General features: G+C 52.6%; 9 protein-coding genes. 2 read left to right on the top strand and 7 right to left on the bottom strand.

The features are described from left to right. Nucleotides 1-19: 19 nt before the first annotated feature. A complete protein-coding gene (locus tag HMPREF9442_RS08220) occupies nt 20-1,741 on the top strand; it encodes a GIN domain-containing protein (protein WP_008627378.1) in 1,722 nt (573 codons plus the stop codon). Between the two features lie 5 nt (nt 1,742-1,746). Then, nucleotides 1,747-2,670 carry a head GIN domain-containing protein gene (locus HMPREF9442_RS08215; RefSeq protein ID WP_008627377.1) on the top strand — a complete coding sequence of 308 codons (924 nt, stop codon included), beginning with the start codon at nt 1,747-1,749 and terminating at the stop codon, nt 2,668-2,670. Nucleotides 2,671-2,757: 87 nt separating this feature from the next. On the opposite strand, the gene HMPREF9442_RS08210 is transcribed toward HMPREF9442_RS08215, so the two are convergent. From HMPREF9442_RS08210 to HMPREF9442_RS08175, 7 genes are all read right to left on the bottom strand, one after another. After that, the gene (locus HMPREF9442_RS08210; protein ID WP_008627376.1) at nt 2,758-3,675 is read right to left on the bottom strand and encodes a DMT family transporter; all 918 of its coding nucleotides are present in this window, start codon (nt 3,673-3,675) and stop codon (nt 2,758-2,760) included. A gap of 10 nt (nt 3,676-3,685) precedes the next feature. Beyond that, nucleotides 3,686-4,216 carry a nitroreductase family protein gene (locus tag HMPREF9442_RS08205; protein WP_008627375.1) on the bottom strand — a complete coding sequence of 177 codons (531 nt, stop codon included), beginning with the start codon at nt 4,214-4,216 and terminating at the stop codon, nt 3,686-3,688. Between the two features lie 81 nt (nt 4,217-4,297). Beyond that, nucleotides 4,298-5,644, bottom strand: a complete 1,347-nt coding sequence (locus tag HMPREF9442_RS08200) for an MATE family efflux transporter (protein ID WP_008627374.1) — start codon at nt 5,642-5,644, stop codon at nt 4,298-4,300. A 615-nt stretch (nt 5,645-6,259) separates the two neighbouring features. Next, nucleotides 6,260-11,641 (bottom strand): T9SS type A sorting domain-containing protein, encoded by a 5,382-nt coding sequence (locus tag HMPREF9442_RS08195; RefSeq protein WP_008627368.1) that lies wholly within the window; start codon nt 11,639-11,641, stop codon nt 6,260-6,262. A 606-nt stretch (nt 11,642-12,247) separates the two neighbouring features. Then, nucleotides 12,248-13,453, bottom strand: a complete 1,206-nt coding sequence (gene pncB, locus HMPREF9442_RS08185; RefSeq protein ID WP_008627364.1) for a nicotinate phosphoribosyltransferase — start codon at nt 13,451-13,453, stop codon at nt 12,248-12,250. 21 nt (nt 13,454-13,474) lie between these two features. Next, nucleotides 13,475-13,843, bottom strand: a complete 369-nt coding sequence (locus HMPREF9442_RS08180; protein ID WP_008627362.1) for a hypothetical protein — start codon at nt 13,841-13,843, stop codon at nt 13,475-13,477. Nucleotides 13,844-13,926: 83 nt separating this feature from the next. Next, nucleotides 13,927-14,880: a LysR family transcriptional regulator gene (locus HMPREF9442_RS08175; RefSeq protein WP_008627360.1), complete on the bottom strand. Its 954-nt coding sequence runs from the start codon at nt 14,878-14,880 to the stop codon at nt 13,927-13,929. Between the last annotated feature and the right edge of the window lie 282 nt (nt 14,881-15,162).

Raw genomic sequence — 15,162 nt, 5'->3', positions numbered from 1 at the left:
AACCTCAACCCTACACCCAATGAAAAGCTCTTTGTTTAAAATTACCGCAGGACTCTATCTGCTCCTACTCACAGCCTGTTTCGGCGACCGCGACGGCAAGTACCCCGTCTTCCCGGAACAGCCGACGCAAAAAGCGTACCAAGGATTCAAATGGGAAATCGTATCCGGTGCGGGACTGCAATTCTGGGCACAACGCGACAGCCAGACTTGTGTCGTCACGGACGGACTGCTCGAAGGGGCAGTCGTCAAACATACAGGCCGCTCCCGCTCCGACGGCCGTCCCGTCATCAAAATCTTCCATATCGAAGACGGCGACATCGACGACGTGTTGGACCAGTTGGAAGAAAGCCCGGGATGGAACAGCGAAGAAACCTGCAAGTTCAAGGAAGTGGATTGTGACCGCAAGGGAGTGACCCGCTACATCCTCCTGCCCACCGGCGACTATCTCGCTCGAATCGAAGCTGGCTTTGAAGCCCAAGAAGCCATCCCCTCCACTTGTAACGGTTGGGGCACGGGCAACAGCGGACGGAGGTATTTTGAAATCCACGACAGCCACCCGGACAAAGCCATCTTCGTGGAAATAGGACAAGAGCAGCCTCTCTTCGATCCGGAAAGTATCGTCCTCACGGATATTCCCCTACAAACAGTCCGGGGAGAATTGGTCATAGGACACGAAGTACGCACTTTCACCTCTTGCGGTGACACAATGGTGTATTGGATCAAGGACTTGACCGAGAAACTCCTGCCCACTTACGACAACGCCACCCAAGGAACCCGGAACGGCTACCCGGCCTATGCCGAACTGCAAATCCGGAATATGGGAAAAAGCAATGAGGGTTTTGCCGCCGGATACGCCGGTGTGTACGAAGTGACGGAGGTCAGGGAAGTCAAGACCGTGGCACTCACGGCAGGAAAGAATTACGATAGCCGGAAAATTTCGGTGGACAGCCTGAACACTCTTGTCACGTCGGCTTCCCTCGACATCATCTATACCCCCACTCCCGGCGAAAAAGACATAGAACTCAATGCGCCGGAGAACGTATTGCCATTTCTGGAAGTCTACGTCAACAAGAATGGAACGCTCTTTGTCAACATGAAACATTTCGCCGACATCTCTTCGGATACCCCGTTCAGCATCGAACTGAAAGCTCCTCCCATGGACACGTTCCACAATAAAGGAACCGGTACACTTATCCTGAAAGACGGGGCATATAGTGACGGTGACGTACACATCACAGCCAATGGTCCGGTAATATGCGGCCCCATCACTTGCAGGGATTTATACATCTCCGCCACGTCCGACAAGAGTTTCCATGCCGACCAACAATTCACCTGCCGCGACGTGATGCTGCATGCAAAAGCAAATGCCTCCATCGACCTGACCGGCGGCATCACTTGCCGCCTCCTGCATGCGCAAGCCGAAGGGGGAAGCAGCATCAACGCCAAGGAGATCACGGCTACCGACGTTGCGGCACAATCCTCTTCCTTCGGAACCGTCATCCTCACGGGCAGCTGCACAAAGGCCGCACTGGCCAATGCGTCGCGCGGAAGCATCGAAGCCGAAGGGCTGCAAGCCATGGATGCCACAGCCTCTGTGACAGGCGAAGGGACGGTCAGTTGCCATGCCACTCGCAAGATAGAGGGGGAAGTGAACGGCACGGGCAGCATATCATACAAGGGACGTCCGCGCATCATTTGCAAGACACCTTCGGGAAGAGACCACATTAATCCTATAAAATAAAAAGTATGAAAAAACAAATTTTTCTTCTTCTCGTCTCAGCCATTGCCTACTGTAGCTGCACAAAGAGCCCTGCCCAATCCCTTTGTGACGGGGAAACCGGGGCAAGCCCCAAAGACATACAGACACAGAAAGTGACCGTCGGCGACTTCAACGCCATATCAGCCACGTCGTCTGTCGATGTGGTTTATATCCCATCTGACGATGAAACGTCCGTGGAAATCCGTGCGAGCAAGGGCGTCCTGCCTTACATCAGTGTGCAAGTGGATGCCCACGGGACATTGGTCGTAGGCATGAAAAAGCCCAAAGACCCCACAAAAACCAAAGGGATAAAGGAAGTGCATGTCAAGGCACGCCCGGTCGGTAGCTTGTCTGCCTCCAGTTCCGGGGACATTCTCGTAAAGGACGGCCTGCACGTAAAGGGTACCCTCCGTCTCACGGCAGGCAGCAGCGGCGACATCTCGTGCCAGGACATCAGCTGCAAAGACCTGCACGCCACATCCAACAGCAGCGGTGACATATCAGGCAAGTCCGTTTCCTGCGGCCTCCTCACTGCGGCCTCCAACAGCAGCGGCGACATCTATTTCGGTGGTTCAAAATGCCAACAGGCCGACTTGCAATGCAACAGTAGCGGGGATTTGCACATCAAAGGGTTGGAGTGCACGCATTTGATAGCCACAGCCACCTCCAGCGGAGACCTTCGTCTGCAGGGTAAATGTGAACAAGCCAAATATACAGCCTCGAGCAGCGGTGACATCGATGCCGGCAATATGGAAGCCCGGCATGTGGATGCCAACGCCTCTTCGGCAGGCGACATTTCGTGCCATGCCACAGAATCACTGGATGCCCACACAAGCGGCGGAGGGAGCATCGCCTATTCGGGGAATCCCGTGCAAGTATCCGCTTCAGGCAAAGACATACAAAAACGTTAATCCCCCTCCCCCAAAGGGCAAAGGGACTGTTACCGGCCAATACCGGGACAGTCCCTTTGCTGTTTTCCATACAAGCCGACAAGAGCTTTATCCAACCGTCCGCTTATGCCATACGGCCTTGAACCGCAACCATCCGCGCGGCCCGACTACAATCAGCGTCACGGCAAAAAGTATCAGCAAGATGCCAACCACATTGCCGCCCGTAAGCCTCTCGTGGAATACCATGACACCTACGAACAATGCCGTAAGCGGCTCCAACGCTCCGAGAATGGCAGCCGGCGTGGCACCGATGTTCCGGATGGCTTTCGCAATGGTCACCATGGATATCAGAGACGGGAACAAAGCCAGTCCCAACGCATTCATCCATTGCGTCCCTTCCGTAAGCCACTGCAAATCCATCCCTCCGCGCAGACGGACGATATAGACCAACGAACCGAACAAAATGGCATAAAACGTAAGCTTCAGCCCCGGCATCTCTTTTAAGGAAGAACGGTTCACGCCAACGATATACAGCGCGTAGGTCAACGAGGACATCAGCACCAGGCACACGCCCGTCATGCTTAGCGTAGCTCCTCCCTCGCCTTTATAAAGCATGGAAATACCTACAAAAGCCGTGGCAATGGATGCTATTTTCACCACGCTCAGCTTTTCCTTGAAGAATACCGCCATAATCACCGCCACCAGTACGGGATACATGAACAGGATGGTAGAAGCGATGCCCGCATCCATATAGTTGAAACTCTGGAATAGGAACAGCGACGAGAAAGAGAACAGCAATCCCATGACCGCCACCGGAAGGATTTCACTCCGTTTCAGGGCAAACGATTGTCCGCTCATCTTCATCATCACGGCCAAGAACAGCAAGGCAAACACATAACGATAGAACAACACGGAATCCACCCTGATGCCCGAAGCATAAAGCGGAAGGGCAAACAACGGATTCAGCCCGTAGCTTACCGATGCTATGACACCGTAAGCATAGCCTTTCACCTTTTTATTATCCATGATCCCAGTACTAATATTGGTTCCAACTGCTCATTTCCTCCAACGACTTGCGCGCTTTCTTGCGGGTCTCCCCCGCCGGATAGCCTAGCGAGATGAGCAGAGGTACGCGCTTTCCTTTGATGCCAAGCAGCTTTTTCACTTTCTTTTCGTCGAACCAACCCATGATGCAAGTCCCTAAGCCAAGTTCGGCCGCTTGCAAACAAAAATGCTCCACTGCGATACCCACGTCGAGCAAAGAGTATTCCTTGTCTTTGATGACACTACCAATACGAGCCGTCAAGTTCATTTTCTCCAACACCACAGCTACGATGACGGGCACCTCACGGGCAAATCCGTTCATCCCCATCCCCGCAGCCGCCGCTCCCATTTGCGGCAACAACGCCGCATCGTCCACGACAACAAATTTCCACGGTTGTGAATTACAAGCCGAAGGGGCAAGACGTGCAGCTTCCAGACATTTCATCACCAGTTCACGGCTGACAGGACGCGATTCGTATTTCCGGTCACTTTGCCGTTTCTGTATCAGTTCAGACAAATTCATGCTTACATTTTTTATTTACGCTGCAAAATTAGATATTTTACGGGAAATACGTTTTCCCCTCATCTGTTTTTAACAGCTTTCTTACACACAAACCGGCATAATTTCCTTTTTTCCCTTGTATCTCATATACCCGATACATATCATCAGCGAAACCAACGTGGACAACGGAGGAGCAAACCCCATGAGAAACAAAGAAGAAGAACTCGCCAGACTAAACGCATACGACAACGGAATGCGAAACAAGAAAGTGGAAATCACGCTGTGTACCATGGGGAACACGGAATTGCCCTGCCCGCTGAAATAGGCATTGATGCAAAACACGAAACTCACCATGATGCAATCTATGCTGTATCCCCGCAGATAGCCGGAAGCCATCTGCATGACTGCCGCGTCTTTCGTGAAGATGCCCGTCAGCGTATCCGGCAAGAACTGGCAATAGACGCACACGGAAACGCCGAAGACCAAGGCCATGGCGATGCCCGAGCGCAAGCAATACCGCATACGCCCCCTCAGCCCGGCACCGTAATTTTGGGCTGTCATGGCCGCCACAGCCGACGCTATGGCCATCGGCGGCAACATGGCAAAGACAATCAGCTTTTCAACGACACCCAAAGCCGCCGAAGCCACCACGCCCATCCCGTTGACAATGACCGTAATCAGCAGGAAAGAGAGGTTGACCAACAAGTCCTGCAAGGCGATGGGTGCCCCGAGCAACACCATTCGCCGGCATAACGCCCTCACCGGACGGATGTCGCGCCGTGTGAACTCGAAATGAAATCCCTTGCGGTACAAGAAGCCGAGTGCAGTCGCGAAACTGACACCCTGCGCCGTGACCGTGGCCGCAGCAGCCCCGGCCGCACGCATGCCGCACGCCCCCACAAGGATGAAATCCAACACGATGTTCAACACACAAGCCAACGCCACGAAATAGAGCGGCGTGCGCGAATCTCCCAACCCACGCAAAATACCGCACACGACATTATAGCCTATAATAAAAGGAATGCCCATCGAACAAATCCCAAGATAGGCTTCCGTGTCGCGCATGGCCTCGGCGGGCGTGTGCATCCAAACGGCTATCTGCCCGTACAGTGCCACCATAAGGGCGGTCAGTACGACAGCCACCACGGCAAAGAGCCAGATGCCCGTCCCCACGATGGAAGCCGTCTTACGGTCATCCTTCGCCCCCGTGGCAATGCCTATCAACACCGTTATCCCCGTCGTAAGCCCGAGAATGACGCCCGTCACAGTCTGCATCACCTGACTTCCGATGGCCACGGCGGCCACGCTCGCGGCATCGTCGTACCGCCCCACCACAAACAAGTCGGCTCCCCCATAGAGCGCCTGAAGCACGTTGGCCAATAAAAACGGGACTGCAAAATGTAGCAGAACCTTTGGCACGCTTCCCTGTGTCAAATCCAATTCTTTCATTTCTACGTCTTTTTTATTTTACCACACATAAAATGCCGGATAAGTGATTGGTTTTACCCAGTCATCTTATCCGGCATTTCATTGTTGCCCTCCGATGAGGATTACAAAACATTACGAATATTATTTCGGCTGCAAAGGTAGGACTTATTTTTCATCCGGCCAAAAGAAAAATGCCATTATGGCATTTTTTCGATAAATATGACATCATGCACATCCCGTTTTCCGAACTCTGCAAACGCGATGTATCGCCTTTCCTTTCGGAAGAAAAGAACAGCCCATTTTATTCTGCCACTACATAAACTTCTATAAAACAATAAAATAAATCAGCACTCCCAAAGCAGGCGTTCCACCTTCAGCACTTCATTTCCACGTGCTCATCTTATCGTTTTTTCACCTTCAAGAGAAACGAAAATCATTTGGCGCAGAACGGAAAATCGTTCGGCTGAGATTGAAAAATCATTTGGCGCAGAAAAATCCGCAGATGAAAGCCAACCTTTTTAGAAGTACACTATATTTACAAACCCACCTTCTTGGTATCTAAAAAGCACCAAACGCCCCGGACATTACGGCCACAACCGAATGCCCGGGGCGTTTCCTTATGATGTACGTTCCGGCCTACTTGAAGAAACGGAACGTTTGCCTGCCTTCACCGGTAACAACCTGAAGCAGATAGGTGCCGGAAGCCAGACGCGCCAAAGAGATTCGGCCCGAACACCCCTCGCGCCGGTATTCCGTGAAAAGCACGCGCCCGGAGGAATCCACGATGCTTAAACCGCATTCGCTGTCCTCAGGCAGACCTTCAATCCACAGGTCGTCACCGACGCGACGCACCGACATCTGTCCGGCATTCACTCCCTCTACTCCATCGCCGGAGAAACCTTCCTTACGGAGAGTCAACTCGCCGTACACGGAAGCGTCCTCCAAAGAAGTGGCACGCACCACGATGTCGCCGTTACCCGTTTCGGTCGGGGTCAGGACGCCGTCTTCATCCAAAGTGGCCAGACCGGCTCCCTGTACCACGCTCCATGCTACGAGCTGGGAGGCATTCTCAGGTTGCACGGATGCCTGCAAGTGCAACCGTCCGGTAAGGGGAGTCAACTGCGTAGTGCCTTCCACAGTAGTCACCGTGACCGACTGCGGCAGGATACCGAAGTCTTTTTTCACGACGGTCACACGGGCCTCGATGTTCGTTCCGTCTACGGTCGTGGCGCATACCACGATGTCGCCGTTCTCCTTTCCTTGGGCCGTCAACACACCGTTTTGAGTCAGCGAAGCCAGTTCGCCACCTTCCGTAATCTGCCAGTTCACCGTACGGATGTCCGCCATGGCCGGCAAGATTTCGGCCTGCAAATGCAACGTGGGCTGCAAAGGTGTCAGCACGAGTTCCTTCTCTATGGCCAGCACGTTCAACTGTTCGGCAGGTACCACCGTCCATGCCCCGTCCGTGCATACCACATTGGAGCGGCCGCTTCCGGACGACCTGCCATCAGATGTCCTCGCCATCGGTTGCCATTCGTCGGAATAAGTCTCGTCATACTCCAAGGCGTAGAAATACGTCCCGTCCCCGGCGTTCAGGTCGGTGTAGGCCGTATGGGCACCCGACACCTCGGCCAACAGTTCCAGACGGTCGGCGGACGTTCCGCGCAAGACGCGGTAACTGTTCACAATGCCACCCTCGTAGGCGTTCCATATCAGGTTGACGGCATCGCCCACTCCCTTGTTCAGCATCAGGTGCGTACCGCTATGCACACGGCTAGCCGGACTTTCCACACCGAACGTCGTGCCCAACTTGATGCAATAGCGGTCGGACGAGACAGAAGGATTGGAGGATGTGTCTACGAACTCTCCCGCCCCGGGAGCCACCTGTGCGATGCAGTCGAACGCATTGTAGCGTCCGCTCTCCTTATATATATTCACGGTGGTGACGAAATCCGGCATGCCGGGCATGTCCCACGTCACTTTGTTCTTGCCGGTAGCCGCATCGATGCCTACCAGACGGATAACGGGCACAGGTACTTCGCCCACGATGCGGATGTGCTTTTCTTCCGATTCCACCACGCCGCACACAGAGTCGCGCACCGACAAGCGGAAGGAATAATCACCGGCATCGGGGAACACCGCCTTGGCTTCCCGGCTCCCCACGCGGAGCAGCATCTCGACACGTTCGTCCGACAGCACGACATCTATGTCCTCGCGGGAAGCCTGTGCAAAGGCTTCGGGAAGCGTGAAGGTAATCTCCGTCCCGGCCAGTCCTTCGGTGGGGAAGTCGAACGAAAGGTCGATGTCGCGCACCATCACGTTCTTGGTGGCTGTTTCGCCATCTGCCGTGCGGACAGTCACGGTCTTCAGCCCCGGCTCGTCCCATGACACCTCAAACCGTTTCCCTTCCTGACCGAGAAGCGTCCCGCCGTCCCAGTCCCACTCGGCGGTTTGCAAAGCGGCATCGGGCACATTATACGTCAAAGCCACGGCCTTGCGCGGTGCCGTCACCGTGGGTCCGGCGATGAACTGTTCGCTCACCGTAAAGGTATAGGTCTCCGACATGGGCGAATGGGCATCCCACAGGTCTATGGCCTGCACCTGCACCTCGTATTCCTGTCCGGCCTCGAACCGCTCGATGGGAATCATCTTGCGCGTGGCCTTCTGGTAGTATACGCCGGGGATGACCGCCGTCTTGTCGTTTCCGCCGTTCAGCGGCGAGATGATATAGGCCCCCTCGCCCTCTGCGCCTTTCTTCTTCACGCTCACATTGTAGCGCATCTGCATGGCCGGGGTCTCCTTGTCGTAGGCATCATCCCATTCCAATAGTATGCCGAGGCCTTCCTGGGTGGCCCGCACGTGGGCAGGAGACTCGGGAGAAGTGTTCGGGATGCCGGTGCGGAGCAACGTTACCCCGTCATTCCCTGCATGATAAAAATCAGGAACACCGTCATGGTTCACGTCGGCCATGCCATCCACAAATCCCAACTCCTGATTGTGCAGCACTTCTATCCGTCCCGAGCGGTCGCGCTCCATATAAAGTATGGCATATTCCTTCTTGCTCACGTTTTGTTCGTAGAAATCATAGTACACCAAGATGTCCGGGCAGCCGTTGTTGTCGAAATCGGCTATTTTGACCACTTCTACAGTATAACGGCTACTGTGAGCGTTTTCAAATACAAATTTGACCGGAGTGCCGAACGTGTAATCCTTATTGCCGAAGCAAATGCCTATCACATCCTTGTCTACTCCGTCATTACCGTAAGTCACTACCTTGTCCGGCACGCCGTCGCCGTCCATGTCTTCGAAAGCAACCACTGTACCTTCACTTTCAGGGGAATAACGTACGTCGAATTCCAAACCGCCGTTGTTCAGGGCAAAGGCATCTTTCCATTTCCCATCTACCCTGCCACGTGTGGAGAAGATGTCGAGCAAGCCGTCACGATTGACATCGTATAAAAATTCTATCTGTATCCAATTCCCGTCTCCGTCATCCAAGGTCATTTTCTCAAAATTGGTGTTGTCGCCCTTGTTGACATAAAACTCGGACGGTGCGTAAAACCCGACCGTAGCATCCACCAGCTCGGGAAAACCGTCATTGTCCAAATCCGCAAAGCCGTGCTCGACCAACAACGGATTGGCATCGAGGGCCTCAAAGTCGCGGCCTCCGCGATGAAGAATCAGGTTGCCCTTATTGTTCCGTACCGCAAAATCGGCATCCCCATCCATGTCAAAGTCCAAAACGGGGGCTTGGCCTCCCATACCGGCACGAGACTCCACCGTAAGGTTTGAATTGAAAATGGTCCCCAGTTTTTCAAACCTTCCGTATCCGTCATTTACGTAAAAGCCGTTTTGGTCCAAGACATCCAATATGCCGTCTCCGTCCATATCCCAGAACAAAACCGGCCAAGTCATCCCCAATGCCTCGTGGGAAACCTGCTGCCATGAGACACGCTGCACCGTCACGACCTTTTCGCGTACATCCTCCGTGCCATCCGCCGGATTCGTCACCGTCAGGCGGAGATGCTTCTCGCCGGGCACGTCGAACGTCAGCCATACCTGTGCGCTGTCAGCCGAAGCCTTTATGGCTTTGCCTCCATCGAAATCCCAAGCGTAATCCAACCCGGCGGCGCGGGAAGCTGCCGTCAGTACCAAAGTGTCTGCCGCTGCCGGTTCATCATCCGACACCGTGAACGCTGCCTGCACGAGGTCGTGCTCGTACGCCACCTCGTCCGACCACGCCGAGCCTTTACCCATCGGGTCCACCGTCTGTATGGCTATATAATATGTGCCGTGCTTCCAACGGCTCACGTCCAATGTGGCATCTAAGTTCGCCCCCATGTTGCCGGGACGGAAATCGCGTCGGCTGCCGTCGGCATTCGCTCCCGAGAAATAAATGTCGTCCATGCCGGGCGTACTGCCGATACGGAGGGCATAGGTCAAATCCACGGTAGAAGTCTCCTTGTCCTTGCCCGGCTTCCAGGCAACCTTCAGTTTGCCGCTCTTGCGGTCGAGGTTTACCGACGGGGCGGACATGCGTTGCGGGGCTTCGTTGGCCGGGATGCCCTGCAAGAGGGGCAAGTCGCGGTAAGTCCAATAACCGACAGCCGTCCGGAATTCCGGATGACACACCGTATCAGCCATCAGTTCCACCCTGCCGTCGTTGTCAAAGTCCGCCATCACGATTCCCACCGTGCTCATATCTGCAGACGTGCTGTTCGACTCCGTCCGCGTAAACCAACTTTCCACCAATGCCTCTTGAGGCTCCCCGATGCCCGTCATCCGGTCGAGACGGAAAAGGTACAATGCCTTGTATGCTACATTGTAGGGATGATAGGCCGTGTCGTCGTCTTCATTTTGGATACCGGCCAACAATTCCATACGACCGTCATTATCATAATCCAAGCACCGCCCGAACGTCCAATGCCCTTTGTAACTGTTTTCGTGGATTTCAAAACTCCCGTTCCCTTTGTTTTCCGCAAAGACAAGGAACGAGAAGCCGAACTGTTCATTATAATTAAACGTGAGCAGAATGTCCAAGTCACCGTCCTTGTCGAAGTCGTAGCAATGGATGTCCGTCACGTCCAAATCCTTCACCAAGGTCTGTTCCTCGAAACGGTCGCCGCCCAAGTAGGTACGGGTGTACACCCGCTTGCCTTCCGTATCATTATAGATGTAGTCGGGAATGCCATCGCCGTTCAAGTCCTTCACGGTCAGCTCGCCCGGTTGCCGGGAGGCCACGAAGCGGTTGTCGCCCATGTTATAGAAAATCGTGCGCGGCCCCACCAAATCCATATAGCCGTCGCGGTTCACGTCGATGGCCTGCGTGAATTTGTAGCTTTCGTCCGTCACATGGCCGCCACCCACAAACATGCCGTCACGCAACGATGGCAGGCCGCCGGTGTCGAACTTCCCGTCAGCCTCTTCTGCCTTACGGGCCACTAACGAATCGGCCTGCACACGCGAAAGGGTATCGATGCGCGTGGCGGTAAACGTCCCGTCGGGATTTTGATAGAGAATATCCCAGTCCGTAGCGTTGAACGCGAACAAGTCCGGAAGCCCGTCGTGGTTCACGTCCAACGGATAGGCAGAATAAGCCCGATTCATCAGACGGTAAGCTCCGTCTGTTTCGCTTAAGGCAATATGTATAGGTGAGGCATCATAGAACACGAAACCTGAAAAGTCGGGAAAGCCATCATTATTCGCATGCAGCAACATCCCGTACATACCATTGCCTTGGCTTGACAAATCCGGAACTCCTATCGGTACATAGCTCCCGTAGCAACCGGGGGCTTTCCAGTGATAACGTTTCACAAGTACAGTTGTACCGTAAGACAGTTTTCCCAAATCATAATATTCTTTTACCCCGTCGCCATCGGCATCATAGAATGAAGACAAGTTGGGAGTTCCCAATGAAGCTATCGGAACAGGTTCCTCCGTAACAGAAGACACTACCTGTGCCGATACAACAAGGAACGAAGCCGTCCCCATGGTCACCAATAATAGTCGTTTCATCATAAAGTCTCTTTAAAACAACAAACTGCCAACCGACCTCCCTCCGTTGACTTTAAATGATACTCATGATAAAGAATACTACAACAAAAAAAGCGTGGAGATCTGTACCCGTCACCCGTCCCACGCTTCGAGGCTCTCGCATTGCCCATTGTAGTAGAACGAGCAACGCAGAACCCACGCCGATGAGTTTATATAATCCCCCTTTAGGATTTGCCTCCTTCCTTTTGCCCATAGGGGCAAAAGGACAAAACAATCCCTTAGGGATATTTATAAAAACATCCCATGGGCATCTACCGTTGCATAGTTCATAACTACAATTTTGAATTTGCGAGATTCGAAGCGTCAAGAACCAGCGCATGATAAACGCCTTCTTATATATAGCGGTTCCCCTTTCCCTACCCGTCCACTCCCATTCCCACCTGCCGCAAAGGACAGATGTTCCTGTTCGTATCGGCGCAGGTCGCCTTGCTTGGATCGGCCTACCGGTCGCTACCGGACATCACGGCACAGCAAGAATCACCGGGAACCCAATGCAAAGTTAATCTTTTCTAAGAACCAATCCCATAAAGAACGGACAAAATTTTGAAGTTTTTATCGTCCGGACTCCCTTCATCCTTTCATATTCAACGCTTCCATGAAACGGCGAATCACTTCGGGCTTGCCTGTATGCTTGCCGTCGTCTTCGCTCAACTTACAAGTATCGTTGTAGAAAGTCCATGACTCCGTGATTTTCACGGCCACCAGTTTGATAACGATGTTCATGGGCTTCACGCCCTCGAAGTCGTTTGTGAAGTGCGTGCCAATCCCGAAAGAAGGTTGGCAATACTCCCGGGCGTAACGTTGTATCTCTATCGCACGGTCCGTGTCGAGCGCATTACTGAATATGACCTGCTTCGTACGGGGGTCGATGCCCAACGAACGGTATTTCTCCACAATCCTTTGCAGTTCCGCACGGTTGTCGCCGCTGTCCACGCGAAGACCTTTGAACAAGTTGGCAAAGTCCTCCGAAAAATTCAGGCTGAAGATGTCCCAACCGAAACTGTCGTAGAGGTACGTGCCCAAAGCTCCACGGAACGTGTTGCGCCAAGAGTTCATGGCAATATGGTTGGCCATCTGGGGGCCGTACATTCCTCCTATGGCACAGACAAACTCGTGTGCCATCGTGCCGACAGGAACCAGGTCATACTTCATCGCCAGGTAGATATTGCTGGTCCCGACAAACTTCCCGCTCCATTCCCGGCTTTGGTAACAGTCTCTCATCGCCCGAACCACCGTCTCTTCCGCCTCGAACGAGACGCGGCGGCGCGTCCCGAAGTCGCTGAACACGCAACCGGCTTCCAACAGGCGGACGGCTTTCCGGTACGTCTTCCGGTAATAATCCTCATAATCGAAACGGCTGTCTTCGCCCGTCATCCTGTAATAAAGCTCGGAAATGATGGCCAGCACTTTCACTTCCAACAGGATGGTATCGGCCCAACTCCCTTCGAACTCCACGTACAGATGCCCCTCGGCATCCTGCCGGACTTTCACCCATTCGCGACAGAAACGGTAGCCTTTCAAATAGGTGTAGAACCAACCGGGAATGTAGCTGCACCGCCGTTTCATGAACGCAATTTCCTCGTCCGTGATGACCACGTCCTCCAACAGGATGATTTGTTCCTGCAATTTGTCGGCAAAGCCCGGCGGATAGACGGTATGGTCCCGGTCGGTAAACCGGTACTTCACCTGAGCACGGGGAAAATTGTCGATGACCGCACAGCACATGGTGAACTTATACAGGTCATCATCTGTAAAATGATTGATAATTCGTTCCATACAAAGTCTGTTTGTTTGATTTCACTTTCCGCGAAGTTCCCACCGGTTTCCTGTCCGATACAACTTGCAGGTCTTGCCCTGCCAAACGCCCCCCTTACGGTCGAGTATCTCGTTCCGAAACGGAGACGGACGGAAAACCTCCACCCGGCTGCTGTCTGCCGCAAACACGGCGTACGACGCTAAAGAGGGTTGCAAAGACGGGTCGTCCACACGCACTCCGTCCTCAAAGATGCGGATACAGTCCCGGCGAAGTTCACTCCACGTATAACCGGCCGCCGTAAGACAACCATGTTCATCCTTATTTCCCCCGATAAGTTGGGGAGCTTGCACAGACCTGCAAGCTGAAAAACAGGCCCATGCGCCCACGATAATCCAAATGTTTTTTCTCATATCCTATTTTATCCATTACAAAGTCCAAACTAAAATCCAACCACTTCCGCTATTTCGCCCATACCTTATATATATACGGTGCATCATGCTTCTTCTTCGGCAGATTTCCCTTCAAACAAATCCGAGTCTTTTCCTCCGGCAATTCTACGCTCTTGTATTTTTTGCGTCTCCATCCGCAACACTTCCAGAAATTTCTCCGTCAACAAAGAATGCCTTTTACCTTTAAGGGAAAGAAGGCTGATGTGCATCATCTCTGTCTTCTCCTTAATCGGCACGGCTTTCAAGTCCGGGCTGCTTACCGTCATGTCCTGAGGCAAAATGGAAATCCAATGCCCCGTGCGCAGCATTTCAAGCAATAGCGGCGTGCTGTTGACTTCTATCTGAGGTTTTACCTTCACCCTGTACTGGGCCAGCATGCGGTCTATGACCTTCCGGGTGTACAGCTCTTTGTCCAAGAAGATAACGGGGAACTCGTTCAAGTCCGACAAGGAAAAATGTTTCCGGATGGCCACCGGATGGCTTTCATGGACAATGACACACAAAGGCATGCAGGCGTATTCCTTGGATTCCGTAAGCGCAGACACATCCTGCGGGTTGTAACTCAACGCGAAATCAAGTTTGTTGGAATTGATCAGCTCCACCAGTTCCAACACCGAATGGGAATAGACAATAGAAAGCTCGGCTTTTGGAAAAGCCTTCGTAAACTTCAACACGCAAATATTCAGCAAAGGGAAAAGGCTGTATATTACGCCAATCTTTATCTTTCCCGTATAGACATGCTGCATTTCCTTCAAATGCTGTATGCCATACGCCACCTCCTCTATCGCCTTACGGGAACAGTCCAAAAAATCCCGTCCGGCATCCGTCAGATAGATTTTCTTCCCGATGCGGTCGAACAGTGTCACGCCGAGTTCCTCTTCCAGTTGCTTGATGCTTAGCGACAAGGTGCTCTGCGTGATAAAAAGCTCTTTGGAGGCTTCTGTGAATGAAAGCACGTCTGCCAATTTGACGAAATATTTCAGCGGAGTCAATTCCATAAGAAAAATCAATAGAAATCATGAATATTATTAATTCTACAAATTTACGAAAAAGAGAAATTACCCTTAACTTTGAAACAAGAAAAATGGAAATGTCTCCGGGTTAAACTATTATAAACGAAGCGAAAGAAAGACACGGTTGACATTAAATAATGTATAAGAATGTTGAGAAACCCAAGCGGTTCGACACGTTCCACGAAAGCAAACGACAAAACAATCGGTTCGACAGGTAAAAAGAACACGAAACAAATAAAACGATTATATATAATTAAGGTATAAATA

This window comes from Paraprevotella xylaniphila YIT 11841, from assembly GCF_000205165.1.
Taxonomy (GTDB): domain Bacteria; phylum Bacteroidota; class Bacteroidia; order Bacteroidales; family Bacteroidaceae; genus Paraprevotella; species Paraprevotella xylaniphila.
This window is presented reverse-complemented; position numbering and strand designations above follow the sequence as displayed.

Bases quoted from the DNA above. Each gene is read 5' to 3' on its own strand.
- HMPREF9442_RS08205 (WP_008627375.1), bottom strand. From the start codon at position 4,216: ATGAATTTGTCTGAACTGATACAGAAACGGCAAAGTGACCGGAAATAC.
- HMPREF9442_RS08175 (WP_008627360.1), bottom strand. From the start codon at position 14,880: ATGGAATTGACTCCGCTGAAATATTTCGTCAAATTGGCAGACGTGCTT.
- HMPREF9442_RS08195 (WP_008627368.1), bottom strand. From the start codon at position 11,641: ATGATGAAACGACTATTATTGGTGACCATGGGGACGGCTTCGTTCCTT.
- HMPREF9442_RS08220 (WP_008627378.1), top strand. From the start codon at position 20: ATGAAAAGCTCTTTGTTTAAAATTACCGCAGGACTCTATCTGCTCCTA.
- HMPREF9442_RS08180 (WP_008627362.1), bottom strand. From the start codon at position 13,843: ATGAGAAAAAACATTTGGATTATCGTGGGCGCATGGGCCTGTTTTTCA.
- pncB (WP_008627364.1), bottom strand. From the start codon at position 13,453: ATGGAACGAATTATCAATCATTTTACAGATGATGACCTGTATAAGTTC.
- HMPREF9442_RS08215 (WP_008627377.1), top strand. From the start codon at position 1,747: ATGAAAAAACAAATTTTTCTTCTTCTCGTCTCAGCCATTGCCTACTGT.
- HMPREF9442_RS08210 (WP_008627376.1), bottom strand. From the start codon at position 3,675: ATGGATAATAAAAAGGTGAAAGGCTATGCTTACGGTGTCATAGCATCG.
- HMPREF9442_RS08200 (WP_008627374.1), bottom strand. From the start codon at position 5,644: ATGAAAGAATTGGATTTGACACAGGGAAGCGTGCCAAAGGTTCTGCTA.